Below are 18,819 nucleotides of genomic sequence, written 5' to 3'. Positions count from 1 at the left end.
CCATGGCAACCCTTTTTTGTGCGCTTGGACTTAGGCCTGCGGACCGGCTTGACGGATTTCCTCAGACACTTCGTACTTAGCAAAATTCTGGCTGAATTCTTTAGCCAGGTTAGCAGCGTACTCGTCGTACTTAGCTGGATCAGCCCAGGTATTGCGTGGGTTCAGCAGCTTGCTGTCGACGCCGGGTACAGCCACAGGTACATCCAGGTTCAACTGCGGCAGATGCTCTGTGGCCACACCTTCAAGCTTGTTGTTCACGATGGCATCGACTACCGCACGGGTAGTAGGAATATCAAAACGGCTACCGACACCATAAGGGCCACCGGTCCAGCCGGTATTCACCAAATAAACCTTGGCGCCAAACTCACGTACGCGCTTCATCAGCAGCTCGGCATATACGCCAGCCGGACGAGGGAAGAATGGTGCGCCAAAGCAGGTTGAGAAGGTCGACTCGATAGCCGCTGTGGAGCCAATCTCAGTAGACCCAACTTTGGCGGTATAGCCTGACAGGAAGTGATAAGCCGCCGCCTGCTCAGACAACACAGACACTGGAGGCAATACACCGCTCACATCACAAGTCAGGAAGACCACGGCACGCGGCTCACCGGCACGGTTTGCCACTTCACGTTTTTCGACGTGCTCCAGAGGATAAGCAGCACGGCTGTTTTGGGTCAGGCTACTGTCTCTGTAATCGGGTGCCCGTTTTTCATCCAATACCACGTTTTCCAGAACAGTACCGAAACGAATGGCATCCCAAATAACCGGCTCATTGGCTTGGGAAAGGTCAATACACTTGGCATAACAACCGCCTTCGATATTGAATACTGAACCCGGCGCCCAACCATGTTCGTCATCACCAATCAGGAAACGCGAGGGATCTGCTGACAAGGTGGTTTTACCTGTACCGGACAAGCCAAAGAACAGTGTTACATCGCCTTGTTCGCCAACGTTAGCACTGCAGTGCATAGGCAGAACATCTTGTGCAGGTAACAGGAAGTTTTGTACCGAGAACATGGATTTCTTCATTTCCCCGGCATAGCGCATACCCGCCAACAACACTTTGCGCTTAGCAAAGTTAATGATCACCACGCCATCAGAATTGGTACCGTCACGCTCTGGTTCACAAACAAAACCTGGTGCATTGAGGATCTGCCATGCTTCTTTACCCGCATGGTTCCAGTTTTTGGGGCGAATAAACAAGTTGCGGGCAAACAGCTGATGCCAGGCAGTCTCTGTACGCACTTGTAGCGGTAGGTAATGTGCTGGATCCGCACCAACCTCCAAATGCGACATAAAGTGATTTTTACCCGCCAGATAAGCGTCTACCTTGTCCCACAGTGCGTCGAATTTCTCAGCATCAAACGGACGGTTAACTGCGCCCCATTCGATCTCTTGCTCGGTAGACGCTTCCTTGACGATAAAACGGTCTTTAGGTGAACGACCAGTGCGCACACCAGTTTCAACCACCAAGGCACCATTAGCTGCCAGATGGCCTTCACCACGTGACAAGGCTTGCTCAATTAACTCAGCAGAGGTCAAATCCACTAAAAGATTCGGGGGAACAGAGGTCATTTGCGGGTACTCCAGATGTAAAGCTTTCAGATGTTCTTTCAATATTATTTTTGGCGCGCATCATACAGGAAACCTGCAGTTCAGCGGTAGGGCAAACGGATATTTTTTCGCCTAACCTGAAAGACTTTCATAAATTTGATCCATAACTTTCAGTTATGCCTACAGCTGAGTAAAGAAAAGCGATTTTCTGGAATTTTATAACGGTTGGCAGTTGGCAGTTGGCAGTTGGCAGTTGGCAGTTGGCAGTTGGCAGTTGGCAGTTGGCAGTTGGCAGTTGGCAGTTGGCAGTTGGCAGTTGGCAGTTGGCAGTTGGCAGTTGGCAGTTGGCAGTAAAGTTTAACTGACCTCAAACCCTGTCAAACTGAACTGCCTTCTTAACGTAAATTAATGCCAGCGTTAGCTTAGAGATGCAGGTTGATCGAACTGTCCGGCGTGGATGGCTTCGATGTCGATGGCATCAAAGCGGTATTCCGCGTGGCAATACTGACAATTGATCGTCACTTCACCATCTTTGGCAGCTATCTCAAGTAAATCCTGCTTATCCACCGAGGCCAGAGCCATCGCACTACGCTGGCGACTGCAACTGCATTTAAACATCACAGGTTGCGGCGTGAACAGCTCAATCTCTTCCTGATGATAGAGACGATGTAATATCTCCCGTACCGGTAATTCCATCAGCTCCTGAGTGGTAATGGTGTCGGTAATCTGGGTCAGATGTTCAAACTCTTCATGGGCAGATTCAGCAACCGGCAACACTTGCAATAACATACCTGCGGCCAGAGGTGTTTCAGCTTCCAAACGGGTTTTTAAGATAACCCGAGTGGCTAACTGTTCGGACTGACTGAAATAGCTTTCCAGACACGCCGCCAGACTGTCTTTGTCCAATGCCACCATACCCTGGTAACGTTCGCCGTCTTTAGGGGTGATGGTAATTGCCATGACGCCTTTGTGGAACATGGCCGCGAAGTCTTCTGGTACATCACCGTCCCAGCGCGCAACGCCCCTTAATTCCTGCTGGTGCGTGCCATTGATGACCGCATATTTGATGGGACCTTCACTTTGCAGTTGCACAGCAATATCCCCTTCAAACTTCAAAGTCGCGGTCAAAAGTGAGGTGGCCGCCATTAACTCCCCCATCAGACGACGAATCGGCGCCGGGTAGTCTTGCGCAGCCAACACTGCCGCATAACTGTTCTGCAAACGAACTAATTCGCCCCTGACATGTGCTTTTTCAAACAGGTAGCGGTATAGATGGTCATTGTTGTCAGACATGCTTTGCTTCTCTATTTAATACCGTCAAATAACGGCAGGGGGCAACTATTGATGTTTAAACCTGATAATATCACGGCGTTGCTTCTTGTCAGGTTTATGTTCTGGGCGCGGACTATAAAGCGCACCAGCCTGACGTGCTTCGGCATTGGCAGCGCGGGCTGTAATACTCTCAGAGGTTTCTTCATACATGGCCTGCGCCGCTGGCGCAGCCCTGCGCTTGTCATGAATCTCCCGTACCACCACTTCTTTAATGTCATGGCCTTGGGGAACTTTTAGGGTCGCACCGAGCTCCACTACTTTACTCGGTTTGCTCCGCTGCCCGTTATATTGTACTTTTCCGCCCTGAACCATCTCCCTGGCTAATGCGCGAGTTTTGAAAAAACGGGCTGCCCACAACCACTTGTCAAGGCGTACCGCGGTGTTTTCGTTAGTTTTTTGGGTAACTGTGTTCATATGTGTGGGAATGTAATTTTTTAGTAACTTTACAGGATTAAAGTTGTGACCCTTTTAGCGACTGGCTATGATGGGCTGGATAGTTTAGCACAGGTCAGGTTTCCCCTTCAGCATGCCGTTTCTCCGGCTACCGAGCCACCAAAACCAGACCGATAATATGGCAGCAAAGTGATAACGCTAAAATCTGACAATTTTCAACAAGCTTGGTCAAGTCTGACAAGACACCAGCACCGTATCGCGCAAGCACTGGTGATTCTGCTCAGCCTTTATTTGCTGGCCTTTGCTGCCGACCTTACCTGGCGCTTGCTACCAAGCCCCGACCAGGATGCCTTACCTAATCAGCCTATGGCAACCAGCCAATCAGGCAATCAGCGCGCTCGTGTCAATATCAGTGATATACAACGTCTGGATTTATTTGGAAAACCACAAGCGCAGGTCAATCAGCCGGTTGTGGTGGAAGATGCGCCACAAACCAATTTGAACTTAACCCTGACAGGTGTTGTGGCAAGTAATAATGCTGAACAGGGTGCCGCCATTATTGAAAATCAGGGTAAACAAAACACCTACGGTATTGGCGAAAAGATTGATGGCACTAATGCTACCGTCAATGAGGTGTTTGCCGACCGGATTATTATTAAGAATGGGCCGCGCATGGAAACCCTGATGCTGGATGGCATTGAGTTTAATAAAGGCAAACAACTCACTAACCAACGTAGCTCCGGCCCGTCTCCAGCGCCGGCCGCACAGCGTCGTTCACTCAGCCGCGAAGCGGCGCAGGCGACCCATGCACTACAGTCATCCCCGGCCAACTTTACCGATTACATAGCTATCAGCCAGCATATGGTTGACGGAGAATTGAAGGGCTATCGCGTCAGCCCGGGCAAAAAGCCAGCATTGTTCCAGGCCGCTGGTCTGCAAGCTAATGACGTCGTAACAGAAATCAATGGTCTGGATCTAACTGATATCCAGCAATCGATGGAAGCCATGTCCATGTTGCGCGAAACCGAATCACTGCAGCTGACAGTAAACAGGGACGGCGATTTGCTGACCTTGTATTTGGATCTTCCATCCGACGACAGCGAATTATAAGGATAATCACCATGAGGCTATTCAGCCGTCGCCTGCTCAGCCAATTTAGTCTCGCCGCCAGCGCGGCTTTGTTTTGTGCGGCGTCATCTATTAGCGCAGCAGAGTATTCGCCGAATTTCAAAGGCACCGAGATTGATGAATTCATCAATATTGTTGGTAAGAATCTGAAGAAAACCATCATTGTCGACCCTAATGTAAGGGGTAAAATTACGGTACGTAGCTACGACTTGCTGACCGAACAGCAATACTACCAGTTCTTCCTCAATGTCCTGCAGGTATATGGTTTTGCTGTGGTAGAGATGCCCAGTGGGGTATTGAAGGTAGTGCGCGACAAAGATGCCAAATCCTCCAACATTCCGGTGATAGAGGGTACCTCCTTCGACGGCGATGAAATGATCACCCGCGTAGTGCCACTTTATAACGGCTCGGTGCGAGAGCTCGCCCCCCTACTCCGCCAGCTCAATGACCAGGCAGGGGGTGGTAACGTGGTCGCCTACGATCAGTCTAACGTTATGCTGTTAACTGGCCGGGCTGCGGTGGTTAACCGTTTAGTTGAGATTATCGAACGGGTGGATAAAGCCGGCGATAAAGAAGTGGATATCATCAAACTTAGATATGCCTCGGCTTCCGAAATGGTGCGGATCGTCGACAGCATCAATAAAAATCAAGGTGCCAAGCAAGGCGGTGTGGATGTGCTTGAACCTCGTGTGGTCGCCGACGATAGAACCAATAGCGTCATTATCAGTGGTGATATCAAGGCCAGACAGCGACTGATCAACCTGATTGAACGACTGGATAAAGAACTGGAAAGCAGCGGCAACACCCGGGTTATCTATCTGAAATACGCCAAGGCCGACGATTTAGTTAAGGTACTGCAAGGCGTCAGCGCCAGCATTCAGTCTGAAGAACAAGGCGCCGCTCAGCCAAATGCCAGACGAACCAGCGGCAAACGCGATATCAGCATTGAGTCACATCCAGATTCCAACGCCCTGGTCATCACCGCCGAGCCGGACATGATGCGCTCGCTGGAAGAAGTGATTCGTCAGCTCGATATCCGCCGTGCTCAGGTACAAGTGGAAGCTATTATTGTCGAGGTCTTTGAGGGTGACGGCACACAACTGGGGGTGCAGTGGATCAGCGAAAATGGCGGCGGCCAGCAGTTTACCAATGGCACCGTGCCTATAGGTGCGCTGGGTGTAGCTCTGCGTCAGGCTGAAGACAGAGAAGTTATTCGCAGTACCACCAGTGCCAATGGTGTGCCGGTTGAAACAAGAGAAACTATTGAAGGCGACCTTACTGCCCTGGCCGGCCTGCTGGGCGGTCTCAACGGTGCCATGTACGGCGTAGTTAAAGACGGTTGGGGCGCTATAGTGCAGGCGGTCAGCACCGACACTAATTCCAATGTGCTGGCGACCCCGCATATCACCACCATGGATAACGAAGAAGCCTTCTTTATCGTGGGTCAGGAAGTACCTATCATTACCGGCTCTTCCGCTAGTTCCAATAACAATAACCCCTTTACCACGGTGGATCGCAAGGAAGTGGGGATTAAGCTTAAGGTCACCCCACAGATCAATGAAGGCTCCGGCGTACAAATGACCATTGAACAGGAAGTATCCAGCGTCAGTGGTACCACAGGGGTAGACATTTCCATCAATAAACGCGAGCTGAAGACCACGGTATTAGTGGAAGACGGCGGCACAGTAGTGCTGGGCGGTCTGATCGATGAAGATGTGCAGGAAAGTGTCTCCAAGGTACCGCTACTGGGTGACATCCCGATTCTGGGCAACCTGTTTAAATCCACCTCTACATCCAAACGTAAGCGTAACCTCATGGTGTTTTTGCGTCCGACCATTATTAAGGACGGCGTGACTATGAATACTATCAGCCACCGCAAATACAACTTTATCCGCGCCGAACAGCTGAAGCGCCAGTCCGAAGGTGTACCTTTGATGCCGTACACCGATACCCCGGTATTACCCGAATGGAACGACGCCCTTAGCTTGCCCCCGACCTTCGATGAAGTGATGGAGCAAAAGCGTAAAGCCGAGCAAGGTAACGGGAAAGACTAATGGATAGGCTGCAAAGCACAGAGCAAATGCAGGCTGACGAGCAGGCGCCAAGCCATAAGCAATTAGCCTTTGGCTTTGCCAAACGCAATAAGGTGTTGCTGGATACCGGCCAGCAACCGGCTTTGCTTTACCATACCGCTGAGACCTCTTTTGCGGTCTTTGCTGAGGTCAGGCGCTTTTTGGGGCGAGAATTTCAGCTACATGAAATTGCCCCGGAAAAATTTGAAAACCTGCTGACCAAGGCCTTTCAGCGCGACTCCTCTGAAGCCAAGCAATTGATGGAAGATATAGGTAACGAAGGTGACCTGTTTGCACTGGCCGAAGAATTGCCGGAAACCGAGGACTTACTGGATTCCGAAGACGATGCGCCAATCATCAAACTGATCAACGCCATGCTGGGCGAAGCTATCAAAGAAGGTGCATCGGACATTCATATTGAAACCTTCGAGAAGCAGTTGGTGGTGCGTTTTCGGGTTGATGGTGTGTTAAGGGAAATCCTCCGCCCTAATCGCAAGATGGCCTCCATGTTGGTCTCACGTATCAAGGTGATGGCCAAGCTGGATATCGCTGAAAAACGCGTGCCTCAGGATGGCCGTATTACCTTGCGTATTGCTGGCCGAGCCGTGGATGTGCGGGTCAGTACCATGCCGTCCAGCCACGGTGAACGGGTGGTATTACGTTTGCTGGACAAGAATACCGCCCATCTGGATTTGCAGGATTTGGGCATGACCGAGCATATTCGGGTTCACTTCTCTGAGCTTATCCGCAAGCCACACGGCATTATTCTGGTCACCGGCCCTACAGGGTCAGGTAAAAGTACCACCTTGTATGCTGGATTGTCCGAAATCAACACCAAGGACCGTAACATCCTGACGGTGGAAGACCCCATTGAATACGACTTAGAGGGTATCGGTCAAACCCAGGTAAATCCCCGTGTGGACATGACCTTTGCCCGCGGCTTGCGCGCCATTTTGCGTCAGGATCCGGATGTGGTGATGGTCGGGGAAATTCGTGACCTGGAAACCGCCCAGATTGGCGTGCAGGCCAGTTTAACCGGCCACTTGGTACTATCCACCCTGCACACCAATACTGCCGCCGGTGCCATCACCCGCCTGGAAGATATGGGTATAGAGCCTTTCCTGCTCTCGTCCAGTTTGCTGGCGGTGCTGTCACAGCGTTTGGTAAGAACCTTGTGTCCAGACTGCAAAGTAGCGCATTCCCCGTCTGAACGTGAGTGTCAGATTCTCGGTATTGCTCCACAGCAAGTCAGCGAGTTTAAAATCTTTGCTCCTAAAGGCTGCGCCAGCTGTAACCAGACAGGGTATCGCGGTAGAACCGGCATCCATGAAATGCTGATTGTCGATGAGCAAATTCGCGAAATGATCCACAATGGCCACGGTGAGCAAGCCATCGAAAAATATGTACGCCAGTCCGTACCCAGCATTCGTGATGATGGCTGTAGTAAGGTGCTGCTCGGTATGACTTCATTGGAAGAAGTGTTGCGGGTTACCAGGGAAGATTAATATGATGACCGGATACCGTTTCACTTTCCATTTGAATAGCAGGCTGCGTTAATGGGCGCCTTTGCTTATAAGGCCCTGGACCAGGGTGGACGTAACAAATCCGGCGTGATGGAGGCAGATAATGCCCGCCAGGTGCGTGCCCAGCTTCGAGAACAGCAGCTGATTCCCATTGAAGTGGAACAGGTATCAGAACGCACTCAGGCAAAAGGCGGCAAAGTCACGCTGTTCCGCCAGGGTATATCAGCCGCCGATCTGGCTTTGCTGACCCGCCAGATTGCCACGCTGGTTGAGTCTGCGCTGCCCATTGAAGAAGCCTTGCAGGCCGTTGCCGAGCAATGCGAAAAGCCCCGTCATAAAAATATGATGATGGCGGTACGCAGCAAGGTAGTGGAAGGCCATAGCCTGGCAGACGCCATGTCAGAATACCCGCAGGTGTTCGACCAACTATACCGTGCCATGGTGGCAGCGGGAGAAAAATCCGGCCATCTGGATACCGTACTGAATCGTTTGGCGGACTACACAGAAAAACGCAATCAAACTCGCAGTCAAGTTGTTCAGGCACTGATCTACCCAAGCCTGATGCTGGTGATTGCCATGTTGGTGGTGATCGCGCTGCTAACCCAAGTGGTGCCAAAAATTGTCGGCCAGTTTGACAGCATGGGCCAAGACCTGCCGACTATTACCAAGATTATGATAGGTATCAGTGACTGGCTGCGTGACTATGTATTGATTGCCGGGGTGGTAATTCTGCTGCTGGCGATACTCGCCCAGCGCCTACTGCAACAGCCTGCCCTCAAGCTGCGTTACCATCAACTGATATTGCGTCTGCCGGTACTGGGTAAAGTATCCCGCGGGCTCAACACTGCCCGTTTTGCCCGCACGCTGAGTATTCTTACCTCCAGTGCCGTGCCTTTGCTTGAAAGTATGCGAATTGCCGGTGGCGTGCTGGAAAATCTGCATATTCGCAACCAAATCGCCGATGCAGCAGAACGGGTAAAAGAAGGTTCCAGTCTGCGTGCGGCGCTGGAAAAAACCCGCATGTTCCCACCGATGATGATGCACATGATTGCTTCGGGAGAACGCAGTGGCGAGTTGCAACAAATGCTGGGACGGGCAGCTGACAATCAGGACAGAGAATTTGAAGCCCAGGTTAGTGTTGCTCTTAAAGTCTTTGAGCCCCTGCTGATCGTCAGCATGGCCGCTATTGTAATGTTTATTGTCATGGCCATTTTGCAACCCATTTTGGCCCTAAATAATATGGTGAACTTGTAATGAAAACTCTCACTCGCAGACAGTCCGGCTTCAGCCTTATCGAAGTTATGGTGGTATTGCTGATAATAGGCATGATGGCGGCCTTGGTTGCCCCGGCTATTCTGGGTAACCAGGAAAGTGCGCAGCTGAAGAAAGCTGCCATTGATATTCAGCAGTTGGAAAGTGCCATTCAGATGTACAAAGTACGCACCAATCTGCTACCTACCACAGAGCAAGGACTGGAAGCCCTGGTCAGCGCACCGACTATCGAGCCTATTCCGCGCAACTTTCCGGCTGAAGGTTTTATCAATCGCTTACCGCAGGATCCCTGGGGTAACGACTATTACCTGCTGAGCCCAGGTGAAATGGGCACCTTTGATGTCTTCAGTGCCGGACCCGATATGCAGCCAGGTACTGATGACGATATTGGTAACTGGAACTTAAACGACTTCCTGAATTAATCGCGGCGGGTCAGCCCCACCGCCTATTGGACGCATTGATGCCAGGCCCGCACCCACACTCATCACGCTTTATGCAGGGTTTTACTTTGCTCGAAGTTATGCTGGTGTTGCTGCTGATGGGCCTGATTGTCAGCACGGTAACCTTTACGGCATTGGGTAAAAGCGCGGAGCAACAACTGGAAGAGCAAGCCCGGCGTTTTGCTGTTGTGGTCAATATGGCCTCTGATTTCGCCGTGCTAAATCAACAAGAGCTGGGGCTGCGTATAGAGGAAGACCGCTACTATTTTGTACGTCTTGATGATGAACAGCAGTGGCAACGCATTGAGCAGGACAAGATATTCGAGCAACGCGAGCTGGACGAGAATGTCAGTCTGGCGCTGGAACTGGATAACCTGCCTTGGCAGGATGAAGAAAGTTTGTTTGACCAGCAGCTGTTCGACGAAACCTTATCGGTAAGTGAAGATGGGGTGGAAATCGGCGAGGAAGAAGAAAAGCTGCCGCCACCACAAGTTTTGCTGCTTTCCAGCGGTGAAATCACCCCTTTTAGTCTGACTTTCCAGTTTGAGCCGACCTTTGGCAATGAACAGCCCGTGGCCTTCAAGGTAGACGCCATGGATATGCCACCACTGCGAGTTAGCGACGCGCTGGATAATCCATGACCAAGACCTGCGCCCGCCCTTTTTATGTTTCCGGCATGACACTTTTGGAAGTCATGGCAGCTTTGCTGATCTTCGCGATGGCAGGTACCGCCATCATGAAAGCCGCTGGCGAACACCTGCACAACATCGGCATGATAGAGGAAGTCACGTTGGCCACCTGGGTTGCCAATAACCGTCTGACCCAAGTGCATCTGGAAGGTCGCTGGCCCCCCCAAAACAACCAGCGCGGTCATGTGGAAATGGCCCACCGCACTTGGTATTGGAAGCAAATCGTTAAAGAAACCGCTGACAAGCAACTGCGTCAGATAGAAGTAGAAGTGCGACTCGACGAGCAGGCCTCTCAAGCCATTACCTCGGTCAGCACCTATTTCACCAAGCCCGAGAGGGTAAATTAATGGCATTCAGAGGCTTCACCTTACTGGAAATCCTTATCGCCATGGCCATTTTTACCATGATCGGCCTGGCGTCCTATTCAGTACTAACGACGACTACCGACTCTAACAGTTTGTCCAAACAGCGTATTGCCAAACTGGAAGCCCTGCAGCGCGCCATGCTGTATATGGAGCGCGATATTTTACAAGCGGTTCCCAGAGCGGTGCGAATTGAGGGAGACAGTAGCGGCAAAGTGATCAGTGGTGGGCGCGACCAGATACAAAGTGAAGCCGACGGCCTGGCGTTCGTCCGTACCGGCTGGCAAAACCCGCTGTTGATGTTACCCAGGAGTACCTTACAGGCGGTAGGTTACCGATTACAGGAAGGTCAGTTGCAGCGCTTGTACACGCTACGTCCCGACAATGTTATAGGTGCAGAGCCCAAAGTGGTGGTGCTGCTCGAGGATGTACAGGACTTTCGCGTGCAGTTTCTGGTTAACAGTAACGATAACAATAGCCGCAATCTGGACTGGCAGGATGATTACATAGGTTCGGTGCTGCCCAGAGCCATAGCCGTAGAAATTGACAGCCTGGACTTTGGCCTGATTCGCAGAGAGTTCTTGCTTGCATCAGAGGGGGTTAACCCAAATGCCCCAATTTAAACAGCAGGGCGTGGCGTTAGTGCTGGTGCTGATGATAGTGGCACTGGTTAGCGTACTGGCCACACAAATGGGTTCACGCTTGCAGCTACAGGCCAAACGAGCCGGCAATATCAAAGACAGCAATCAAGCTTATTGGAATGCCATGGGGGCTGAGCAATACGCTATCAAAGCCATTAGCGAACAGATGCAAAATGCTAATGGCGTGATAAACCTTAACCAACCCTGGGCCGCGAGCGACATTCAGTTTCCGCTGGAAGGCGGTAGCATTGAAGCCAAATTGTCCGATATGCAAAGCTGCTTCAACGTTAACGCGCTACAAAGCAGCAACAACAAGCGCCCCTTAGCTGAGGCATTTAAACGCCTGCTGCAATCGGAAGAGTTTGATATCCCCTCTTATGACGTGGATGTTTTCAGCGATTCTGTGCTGGATTGGCTGGATGAAGACGATAATCTCAGCCCTTTTGGCGCCGAAGACAGTGATTATGAAGCCATGCAGCCTCCCTACTTACCGGCTAATGGCCTGATGAGTGACATTAGTGAATTACGCATGGTCAACGGCGCTAACCCCAAGTGGCTGAATAAAGTACTGCCCATGTTGTGCGTTATTCCTGGTTCAATGGAACTCAAAGTTAACGTTAACACCCTGGATGAATCAAAAGCCCCTTTGCTACATGCGCTATTAGGCAACAATATCAGTCTACAAGACGCCAAAGGCATTATCTCCTCGCGCAAACCCACAGGCTTTGAACGTATTGAGGATTTTTTGAATTTGCCGGAGATCACCAATCTGAATATGGAAGATGAACAAAAGGCCTGGTTCAATGTCAGCACAGGGTATTTTCTTTTACAGACCCGAAGCCGCTACAATAACGCCAGTTTCACCATGTCTTCTCTGCTTAAGATTGGTAACAGCAATGAGGCCAGCGTAATACGTCGGCAATTTGGAGGATTTCAATGACAGAACAGCTGATCGTCAGGCTGGGGGCAACGCCTCAGGAGCCCGTGCAATGGCTGGTTTGGTCTAATGCCGAACAGGATATTATCGCCTCCGGCGAATTTTCTGATGCTGAACAGTTAACCAGCCTGAAAGACCGTGCCGGGTCCAGGCCCGTGACGGTGTTAGTGCCAGCCAGCGACGTACTGCTGCATTGGGTAACCATGCCGGCCAAGGCCAGTCGTAAAGCCCTGACCGCCATTCCCTATATGCTGGAAGATGAACTGTGCAGTGATATCGATAGCCAGTTTTTTGCCATGGGCCCACGCCAGGGCAACCAACAAGCAGTCGCTGTGGTCAATCGCGACAGCCTGCAACAGTGGTTATCAACCTTACAACAGGCCGGACTCAGCTGTCATAAGCTGCTACCGGATGTGCTGGCCCTACCTGTGCAGGAAAATGGCTGGTCATTGCTGCAAATTGGCGAACAGTTACTGATTCGCCAAGATCAGTGGAAAGGCCTGCAAGGCGAAACCAGTTGGATGCTGGATGCGCTGCTGCATCACGCCAAACAGTTAAGTGAGCCACTGTCCATTGCCAACTATTCGTCCCTGACGCTGCCAGACTCACCCAACCTGTTACAACAAGCTGAGCCGCTGGAAATGCCCATGAAAGTGCTGGCACAGGGGGCGCTGGCCAGTCAGATGAACCTGTTACAGGGTGAATTTAAACCCAAGCGCCAGCAGCAGGGGCAATGGCAAAAGTGGCGTCTGGCCGCTATTTTGGCCGGTATTGCCCTGTCCACCAGCTTGATTGATAAAGGGATTCAGGCCAGCCAACTGGCCAGTCAGCGAGAGCAGCTTGATGCGCAGATAGAGGCAGAATTCAAACGTGCCTTTCCCGAAGTAAAACGCATCGTTAATGTCCGCTCGCAAATGAATCAGAAGCTCAACGAGCTGCAGCAAGGCGGAGGCGGTGCCTCCATGCTGGTGATGCTGTCACAGCTAAGCCCCGCATTCGCACAAAGCAAAGTGTTGCCGCAAACGCTCAAATTTGATGGTAAGCGAGCAGAATTACGTATGCAGGCCATGGCCGACAATTTTGAAGCACTTGAGCAGTTCCGGCGCCTGGCAGAAGGTCAGGGTTTTACCGTTGAACAAGGGGCTATCAACAATACCGACAGTAAAGTGGTCGGTTCACTGTCGGTGAGGAGCTAAGGTGAAGCAATTGCTGGAAAGATTTAATGCCCTGTCGGAGCGCGAGCAGCGTCTGGTAATAGTAGCCGCGCTGGTCACGGCCATTTTGTTGTTTTATTTATTGGTCTGGTCGCCGCTGAATCAGTCCATCGCGCGTAATCAAGCCGCAGTCGCCAGCCAGCAGGAGCTGCTTAGCTGGGTACAAAAGAATGCCAATCGCGTGCAACAGCTAAAGGGCAGTGCCAGCCAGGGGGCTAAGTTTAACGGCTCCCTGCCCCAGGCGGTCAACCAAACGGCCAGCCGCTTGAGTATCAGCATCGCCCGTATGCAGCCGCAAGGTGATGAGCTACAGGTGTGGGTAGATGAAGCGCCATTCAACCAAGTGGTGGCCTGGCTGCAAAGCCTGGAACAAATGGGCATAGTTATTCAGGATGCGGATTTTGCCGAAACCGCCAAGCCGGGTCAGATCCGCATTCGCCGCTTGCAGTTAAGTAAAGGATAAGCATGAAGCCCGTTAAAATTATTGCACTGGCGCTTTGTGCATATCTGTTAATGCTGATTGTTAGTCTGCCAGCCGCGCAGGTTATTCCGCGTTTGCCATTACCCAAGCAAATGCAGATACAAGGCCTGCAAGGCAGCATCTGGAATGGCAAGGCCGCCCTAGTGATGTATCAGGGTATTCCTGTTCACAATGCTGCCTGGCAACTCAATCCCTGGGCTTTACTGACTGGAAAACTCTCCCTGCAGCTGGATGCCGGAAACAACCGTGATGCAGAACAGATTGCACTCAACGGGCATATTCGTTTGAGCAGCGACCAGATTGCCAGTGATGGATTGGACCTGTATCTGCCTACCGACCTGATCATTGCCCAGCTACCGCTGCCATTGCCGGTTAAGGCCAGTGGCCGCTTTAAGATCAGACTGGATGAGCTGGCGTACCAGCAAGCCGGTTGTCAGGCCGTAAAAGGCCAGGGGCAGTGGCTGAATGCCCAGGTTTCAGGTACCAAAGGCTTTATTCCATTGGGCAACTTTGACGCCGAGTTGGGGTGCCAGCAGCAAATTCTGCTGCTGGATATTAAAGAACCCAACAGTTTTGGTTTAAGCGCGCAGGCAAAAATACCGGCAAACTTCAAAGTAAAAGTAGAAGGTCGCTTTAAACCGTCCGCTGACTTACCTGACGAAGTACACCAGGCTGCCCGGCTCTTCGGTAAACCGGACAATCAGGGCTTCTACCAAATTCGCTTCTAAATAAATGGGGCGCTTGTCTTGCGCCCCCATTCACACTGAGACAGGATTGGCCAGAATATCTTCAAGCAGATAGCGGTAATCCTGTACGGCAGGAAACTCGTCAATATCCCGCACCGGTTTTTTAGAATCGGGATTGCTAACCGCCAATAAATGACCGATGCCAAACTGGCGGGCGGCTTCCAGGATAACCAGGCTGTCATCCACAAATAAAGTACGAGCGGGATCAAAGCCCAAGCGTGCCTGCAATTGCTGCCATAAGGATTGGGATTCTTTGGTCACACCAAATTCATGAGTAGATATCAACAGGTCAATGTGTTGATCAAGCTGGGTGCGTTCCACCTTTAGTGACAAACTGCCGGGGTGGGCGTTGGTCACCAACACTACCTGCCTGCCGCTTTGATGCAAGGCGTCTAAAAAAGGAATAGTGTCATCGCGCAGACTGATCAGGTGCTGCACTTCACGCTTGGCACTGACAATATCCATCTGCAAACGCTCAGCCCAGTAGTCCAGGCAGTACCAGGCAATAGTGCCGGTTACTGCATCGTAATCCTTTTGCATACGGGCTTTGGCAGCCTCCAGGCTGACTCCGTCACGCTCGGCCAACTTGGCCGGAATCAACTCCAGCCAGAAGTGATTATCAAAATGCAGGTCCAGCAGTGTGCCGTCCATATCCAGCAATACAGTATCAATTTGCTTCCAAGGCAACATAGCCAGTCACTCCGTTATCGCAACAAATTAGCATTTACACGGCAATCCGCTGTTTTATCCGCCATTTATTGGGTTATAGTTAGGGCGAGTTATTCTAACGCGACAGGTAGATGAGTAAAGTCACGTCGGACAAAGCCCTGCCTCAAATTCATGAGGTGCAGTTGGTGGCAAGCAGCCGCCTCTTCCATATCGAAAAGCTGGATCTGGAGTTTTCCAACGGTGCACGGCGTGAGTTCGAGCGTATGAAAGGCTCGGGACGCGGCGCTGTGATGCTGGTGCCCTTTCTAGATGCCGAAACTTTGTTGTTGGTAAGAGAATATGCAGCGGGAACACATTCTTACCAGTTGGGCTTTCCCAAGGGTCTGATCGACCCTGGAGAAGACAGCTTACAAGCTGGCAATCGCGAACTGATGGAAGAAATAGGTTACGGCGCCAAAACACTGCACAAGTTGCATAACGTCAGTATGGCACCGGCCTTTTTTAATGCCAGCATGGATATTCTGATTGCCCAAGACTTATACCCTAAACGCCTGGAAGGCGACGAACCAGAACCTTTGGAAGTTGTTCCCTGGTCGATACGAGAGCTGGATCGCTTACTTGATCGCGAAGATTTCACCGAAGCCCGCAGTATTGCCGCCTTGTTGTTAACAGAGAGGTGGCTAAGGAACAGGTAATGCCAAACGGGGACACTAGCCAATACCTGGCAATAGCCAAACAAGCGGCCCGAGAAGCTGGTCGTGAGATTTTAAAAATTTATGATAGCGGTGACTATCAGCACTACAGCAAGGCTGACGAGTCGCCGGTAACCAGCGCCGATTATCTGGCCAATGACATTATTCAGGCCGCGCTGGCCCGGCACACCCCTGACATCCCTATCATGTCCGAAGAGCAAAACAACGGTGACTTGCAGTCTCGACAGCATTGGACAAGGTACTGGCTGATTGACCCCATAGATGGTACCCAGGAATTCGTCGCTCGTAGTGGTGACTTTGCCGTTAATATTGCCTTGGTAGAGAACAACCAACCCATAGTCGGGGTAATCTACTGGCCTGCCGGTGACTCGATGTACTACGCCAGCAAAGGCAATGGCGCGTTTAAAGAAACCCCCAAGGAAGACAAGCGTATTAGCGTGCGCAAACTGGATGATCCTGCGCACGGTGTGGTAGTCCTTGCCATCAGCCGCAGGCAGTCCCGGGAAAAGGTGATGTCACGGCTAAGCAACAGCCGCACCTACCAAGCCCTACCGCTGGGTAGCTGTTCTCTTAAGGCCTGCTTTATCGCCGAAGGTAAGGCCGATGTGTTCTTGCGCATTGGTGTCACGGGTGAATGGGATACAGGCGCGTCACAGTGTATTGTCACTGAAGCCGGTGGGAAAATTTTGGCGGCTAACTTTGAGCCGCTCACATACAATAAACGCAACAGCCTGACTAACCCGGATTTTGTGGTGCTGGGAGACCCCAGTGTCGACTGGCAGGAAGTCGTAAAATATCAACAAGAGGAAAATCATGAAAAGTCTTAGCCTGGCAGCCCTGCTGCTCTGTTCACATGCCGCCCTGGCCGATTGGCAACTGGATCAAAGCGCGTCCAGCCTGAGTTTCCTGTCAACCAAGAATAATCTGGTTACCGAAACTCATCATTTCACGGCATTCACCGGTACGCTGGCCGAAGACGGTAGCCTGAATATCAACATTGAGCTGAACTCCGTTGAGACCAATATCCCCATTCGTAACGAGCGCATGCGCGAGCATATGTTCAAGCTTTTTCCCAATGCGACCCTGACAGCGCAAGTGCCTAAAACCGTGATGGATTTGGATGTAGGCGAATCCATGGCTCTTGAGATCAAGGGTCAGCTGGAGCTCAACACCAAGTCGCAGATTCTGTCGATTCCTTTGCAAGTTACTCGCTTGGCAAACGAGCAGCTTTTGGCCACCACAACTCAACCAATTTTGCTGAATACCGTTCAGTTTGGTTTGACGGATGGCGTGAAGAAATTACAGGAACTGGCCGGCCTGGCCAGTATTGATCAAACCGTTCCTGTCACCTTCAACGTCATTTTCAGCGTCGCCAACTAGTCGGCACTGAACTGCGCAGCCGGGACGATATTGACCGACTCATGCAGTTCAGAATACACCAGCAGTGCGTCACCTGACTTCAGTTGTTGATGCACTTGCTGGATTTTTTCCGCCAGCGATATTTCTTCACTGCCGTAATCCGTTCCTTCCCGCAACACAAACGCCTCGATAATATTATGCAAGGTCTGCGCTTCGAGCTGATCAATAGGGATAATCATGCCTGGCCCTCTAAGTAAGGGCGAACAAAGTTTACCACCCGTTCATGTGTCCAGATAACCGGCCGCCAAGGCGTACCTTGCATAAACCCAACGTGTCCACCTTGCTGGCTTAATTCTAATCGCACAAAGGGGGATAACTCATGGGCTTGCGGCACCACCTCAGGGTTCATAAAGGGATCGTCCACTGAATGTAGCACTAATGTGGGCGTTGAAATTTTATTCAGGTAAGAAACTGCGCTGCATTTCTGATAATAGTCATCGGCATTCGCAAACCCGTGCAATGGTGCAGTCACATGTTGGTCGAAATCGCGAAAGCTTTGAAAGCCTCTGACTTTTTCCTCACTCAGTGACAGCGCAGAGAAATCCAGTCGGTTCATTTTCTCCAGCAATCGTTTACACATGCTGCCCAGCAGATAACGTTGATAGAGTCTGGAAAAGCCCTGATTGATGCTTTGTGCACAATTAGCCAGACGAAAAGGGGGCGAGATGGCAACCGCCGCATTCAACCAGGACTGATTGATCTTCTCTCCCAGCAATTTCAATAACATGTTTGCGCCAAGGGAAAAGCCCATACCGACCTTGGGGACATGTGGAAAACGACTGGCCAGAGTGTCGAGAAAGAAGGTCGCGTCCTGGGTGTCACCAGAATGGTAGGCGCGGGTTGTGCGATTAGGATGATTACCGCAACCACGAAAATGCATCATCACACCACGCCAGCCTTGGCTGTGCATAACGGCCAGCATATCATTGGCGTAATGAGAGCGAGCTGACCCTTCCAAGCCATGGAAACAAGCCACTATACCTTTAGGCCGTTCGGGCTCCGGTGTCCACGCCAGCTCGACAAAGTCACCGTCGGGTAGTTCCAACGATTCCCAGTGCAATTGGATAGCCCGGCGTTTCTGCAGCAACCTCGGCCAGATCGTCTGTACATGGGGACTTCTGGCCCACCATGGTGGCCTGAACGTGCTTTCTACAATATGGCCAAAGTCTGTGCCGCTCACTCTACTGCTCCGTTTGTCAATCAACGGGATTTGACACTAGAGCCGCGACGAAGACAA

The 18,819-nt window shown here is 51.4% G+C and carries 22 protein-coding genes; 16 read left to right on the top strand and 6 right to left on the bottom strand.

The window, feature by feature from the left end; all coding sequences use genetic code 11:
- Positions 1-30: 30 nt before the first annotated feature.
- On the bottom strand, positions 31-1,572 hold the full coding sequence (locus KJY73_RS19935) for a phosphoenolpyruvate carboxykinase (RefSeq protein ID WP_214345402.1): 1,542 nt from the start codon (positions 1,570-1,572) through the stop codon (positions 31-33).
- A 204-nt stretch (positions 1,573-1,776) separates the two neighbouring features.
- Here KJY73_RS19935 and KJY73_RS21970 point away from each other — a divergent pair, with 204 nt between their 5' ends.
- Positions 1,777-1,905, top strand: coding sequence for a hypothetical protein (locus KJY73_RS21970; protein ID WP_269813813.1), 129 nt, complete (start codon positions 1,777-1,779; stop codon positions 1,903-1,905).
- Between the two features lie 63 nt (positions 1,906-1,968).
- Here the strand turns inward: KJY73_RS21970 and hslO are convergent, their stop codons facing one another.
- Positions 1,969-2,844 (bottom strand): Hsp33 family molecular chaperone HslO, encoded by an 876-nt coding sequence (gene hslO / locus KJY73_RS19930; RefSeq protein ID WP_214345401.1) that lies wholly within the window; start codon positions 2,842-2,844, stop codon positions 1,969-1,971.
- Between the two features lie 45 nt (positions 2,845-2,889).
- A complete protein-coding gene (gene hslR / locus KJY73_RS19925) occupies positions 2,890-3,297 on the bottom strand; it encodes a ribosome-associated heat shock protein Hsp15 (RefSeq protein ID WP_214345400.1) in 408 nt (135 codons plus the stop codon).
- A gap of 168 nt (positions 3,298-3,465) precedes the next feature.
- On the opposite strand from hslR, the gene gspC reads away from it, so the two are divergent.
- From gspC to KJY73_RS19865, 12 genes are read left to right on the top strand one after another with little or no spacing between them, the layout of a single operon-like run.
- The gene (gspC, locus tag KJY73_RS19920) at positions 3,466-4,386 is read left to right on the top strand and encodes a type II secretion system protein GspC (protein WP_332874242.1); all 921 of its coding nucleotides are present in this window, start codon (positions 3,466-3,468) and stop codon (positions 4,384-4,386) included.
- Positions 4,387-4,397: 11 nt separating this feature from the next.
- Positions 4,398-6,458, top strand: a complete 2,061-nt coding sequence (gene gspD / locus KJY73_RS19915; protein WP_214345399.1) for a type II secretion system secretin GspD — start codon at positions 4,398-4,400, stop codon at positions 6,456-6,458.
- Positions 6,458-7,981: a type II secretion system ATPase GspE gene (gene gspE / locus KJY73_RS19910; protein ID WP_269813812.1), complete on the top strand. Its 1,524-nt coding sequence runs from the start codon at positions 6,458-6,460 to the stop codon at positions 7,979-7,981. The genes gspD and gspE overlap by 1 nt, the downstream gene beginning before the upstream one ends.
- Positions 7,982-8,032: 51 nt before the next feature.
- Complete coding sequence (gene gspF / locus KJY73_RS19905) at positions 8,033-9,253, top strand: type II secretion system inner membrane protein GspF (protein ID WP_214345398.1); 1,221 nt, start codon at positions 8,033-8,035, stop codon at positions 9,251-9,253.
- On the top strand, positions 9,253-9,693 hold the full coding sequence (gene gspG, locus KJY73_RS19900; protein ID WP_206592992.1) for a type II secretion system major pseudopilin GspG: 441 nt from the start codon (positions 9,253-9,255) through the stop codon (positions 9,691-9,693). The genes gspF and gspG overlap by 1 nt, the downstream gene beginning before the upstream one ends.
- Positions 9,694-9,731: 38 nt before the next feature.
- A complete protein-coding gene (gene gspH, locus KJY73_RS19895; protein WP_214345397.1) occupies positions 9,732-10,352 on the top strand; it encodes a type II secretion system minor pseudopilin GspH in 621 nt (206 codons plus the stop codon).
- Positions 10,349-10,747, top strand: a complete 399-nt coding sequence (gene gspI, locus KJY73_RS19890; RefSeq protein WP_232848792.1) for a type II secretion system minor pseudopilin GspI — start codon at positions 10,349-10,351, stop codon at positions 10,745-10,747. Before gspH ends, gspI begins: the two co-directional genes overlap by 4 nt.
- The gene (gspJ, locus tag KJY73_RS19885; protein ID WP_214345396.1) at positions 10,747-11,385 is read left to right on the top strand and encodes a type II secretion system minor pseudopilin GspJ; all 639 of its coding nucleotides are present in this window, start codon (positions 10,747-10,749) and stop codon (positions 11,383-11,385) included. Before gspI ends, gspJ begins: the two co-directional genes overlap by 1 nt.
- Positions 11,372-12,343, top strand: a complete 972-nt coding sequence (gspK, locus tag KJY73_RS19880) for a type II secretion system minor pseudopilin GspK (RefSeq protein ID WP_214345395.1) — start codon at positions 11,372-11,374, stop codon at positions 12,341-12,343. Before gspJ ends, gspK begins: the two co-directional genes overlap by 14 nt.
- Entirely contained in the window at positions 12,340-13,536 is a 1,197-nt protein-coding gene (gspL, locus tag KJY73_RS19875) for a type II secretion system protein GspL (protein WP_214345394.1), read from the top strand. The genes gspK and gspL overlap by 4 nt, the downstream gene beginning before the upstream one ends.
- Before the next feature lies 1 nt (position 13,537).
- Positions 13,538-14,017 carry a type II secretion system protein GspM gene (gene gspM / locus KJY73_RS19870; protein ID WP_214345393.1) on the top strand — a complete coding sequence of 160 codons (480 nt, stop codon included), beginning with the start codon at positions 13,538-13,540 and terminating at the stop codon, positions 14,015-14,017.
- Between the two features lie 2 nt (positions 14,018-14,019).
- On the top strand, positions 14,020-14,763 hold the full coding sequence (locus KJY73_RS19865) for a type II secretion system protein N (RefSeq protein ID WP_214345392.1): 744 nt from the start codon (positions 14,020-14,022) through the stop codon (positions 14,761-14,763).
- 30 nt (positions 14,764-14,793) lie between these two features.
- On the opposite strand, the gene yrfG is transcribed toward KJY73_RS19865, so the two are convergent.
- Positions 14,794-15,477 (bottom strand): GMP/IMP nucleotidase, encoded by a 684-nt coding sequence (gene yrfG / locus KJY73_RS19860; RefSeq protein ID WP_206593193.1) that lies wholly within the window; start codon positions 15,475-15,477, stop codon positions 14,794-14,796.
- Between the two features lie 104 nt (positions 15,478-15,581).
- On the opposite strand from yrfG, the gene nudE reads away from it, so the two are divergent.
- Genes nudE through KJY73_RS19845 form a run of 3 tightly spaced genes read left to right on the top strand, consistent with a single transcriptional unit; the run spans position 15,582 to position 17,543 of the window.
- On the top strand, positions 15,582-16,145 hold the full coding sequence (gene nudE, locus KJY73_RS19855) for an ADP compounds hydrolase NudE (protein ID WP_214345391.1): 564 nt from the start codon (positions 15,582-15,584) through the stop codon (positions 16,143-16,145).
- On the top strand, positions 16,145-16,990 hold the full coding sequence (cysQ, locus tag KJY73_RS19850) for a 3'(2'),5'-bisphosphate nucleotidase CysQ (RefSeq protein ID WP_214345390.1): 846 nt from the start codon (positions 16,145-16,147) through the stop codon (positions 16,988-16,990). The genes nudE and cysQ overlap by 1 nt, the downstream gene beginning before the upstream one ends.
- The gene (locus tag KJY73_RS19845; protein ID WP_214345389.1) at positions 16,977-17,543 is read left to right on the top strand and encodes a YceI family protein; all 567 of its coding nucleotides are present in this window, start codon (positions 16,977-16,979) and stop codon (positions 17,541-17,543) included. Before cysQ ends, KJY73_RS19845 begins: the two co-directional genes overlap by 14 nt.
- Here the strand turns inward: KJY73_RS19845 and KJY73_RS19840 are convergent.
- Both KJY73_RS19840 and KJY73_RS19835 read right to left on the bottom strand, forming a co-directional pair.
- Complete coding sequence (locus tag KJY73_RS19840; protein ID WP_214345388.1) at positions 17,540-17,761, bottom strand: YheU family protein; 222 nt, start codon at positions 17,759-17,761, stop codon at positions 17,540-17,542. The genes KJY73_RS19845 and KJY73_RS19840 overlap by 4 nt on opposite strands.
- Positions 17,758-18,762, bottom strand: a complete 1,005-nt coding sequence (locus KJY73_RS19835; RefSeq protein ID WP_332874241.1) for a hydrolase — start codon at positions 18,760-18,762, stop codon at positions 17,758-17,760. The genes KJY73_RS19840 and KJY73_RS19835 overlap by 4 nt, the downstream gene beginning before the upstream one ends.
- Positions 18,763-18,819 lie beyond the last annotated feature (57 nt).

The organism is Bowmanella yangjiangensis (genome assembly GCF_018531185.1).
GTDB lineage: Bacteria > Pseudomonadota > Gammaproteobacteria > Enterobacterales > Alteromonadaceae > Bowmanella > Bowmanella yangjiangensis.
This window is presented reverse-complemented; position numbering and strand designations above follow the sequence as displayed.

Bases quoted from the DNA above. Each gene is read 5' to 3' on its own strand.
- hslO (WP_214345401.1), bottom strand. From the start codon at position 2,844: ATGTCTGACAACAATGACCATCTATACCGCTACCTGTTTGAAAAAGCA.
- gspE (WP_269813812.1), top strand. From the start codon at position 6,458: ATGGATAGGCTGCAAAGCACAGAGCAAATGCAGGCTGACGAGCAGGCG.
- KJY73_RS19935 (WP_214345402.1), bottom strand. From the start codon at position 1,572: ATGACCTCTGTTCCCCCGAATCTTTTAGTGGATTTGACCTCTGCTGAG.
- cysQ (WP_214345390.1), top strand. From the start codon at position 16,145: ATGCCAAACGGGGACACTAGCCAATACCTGGCAATAGCCAAACAAGCG.
- KJY73_RS19840 (WP_214345388.1), bottom strand. From the start codon at position 17,761: ATGATTATCCCTATTGATCAGCTCGAAGCGCAGACCTTGCATAATATT.
- hslR (WP_214345400.1), bottom strand. From the start codon at position 3,297: ATGAACACAGTTACCCAAAAAACTAACGAAAACACCGCGGTACGCCTT.
- gspI (WP_232848792.1), top strand. From the start codon at position 10,349: ATGACCAAGACCTGCGCCCGCCCTTTTTATGTTTCCGGCATGACACTT.
- gspJ (WP_214345396.1), top strand. From the start codon at position 10,747: ATGGCATTCAGAGGCTTCACCTTACTGGAAATCCTTATCGCCATGGCC.
- gspD (WP_214345399.1), top strand. From the start codon at position 4,398: ATGAGGCTATTCAGCCGTCGCCTGCTCAGCCAATTTAGTCTCGCCGCC.
- gspF (WP_214345398.1), top strand. From the start codon at position 8,033: ATGGGCGCCTTTGCTTATAAGGCCCTGGACCAGGGTGGACGTAACAAA.
- gspL (WP_214345394.1), top strand. From the start codon at position 12,340: ATGACAGAACAGCTGATCGTCAGGCTGGGGGCAACGCCTCAGGAGCCC.
- gspH (WP_214345397.1), top strand. From the start codon at position 9,732: ATGCCAGGCCCGCACCCACACTCATCACGCTTTATGCAGGGTTTTACT.
- KJY73_RS19845 (WP_214345389.1), top strand. From the start codon at position 16,977: ATGAAAAGTCTTAGCCTGGCAGCCCTGCTGCTCTGTTCACATGCCGCC.
- gspK (WP_214345395.1), top strand. From the start codon at position 11,372: ATGCCCCAATTTAAACAGCAGGGCGTGGCGTTAGTGCTGGTGCTGATG.
- nudE (WP_214345391.1), top strand. From the start codon at position 15,582: ATGAGTAAAGTCACGTCGGACAAAGCCCTGCCTCAAATTCATGAGGTG.
- KJY73_RS19865 (WP_214345392.1), top strand. From the start codon at position 14,020: ATGAAGCCCGTTAAAATTATTGCACTGGCGCTTTGTGCATATCTGTTA.
- gspG (WP_206592992.1), top strand. From the start codon at position 9,253: ATGAAAACTCTCACTCGCAGACAGTCCGGCTTCAGCCTTATCGAAGTT.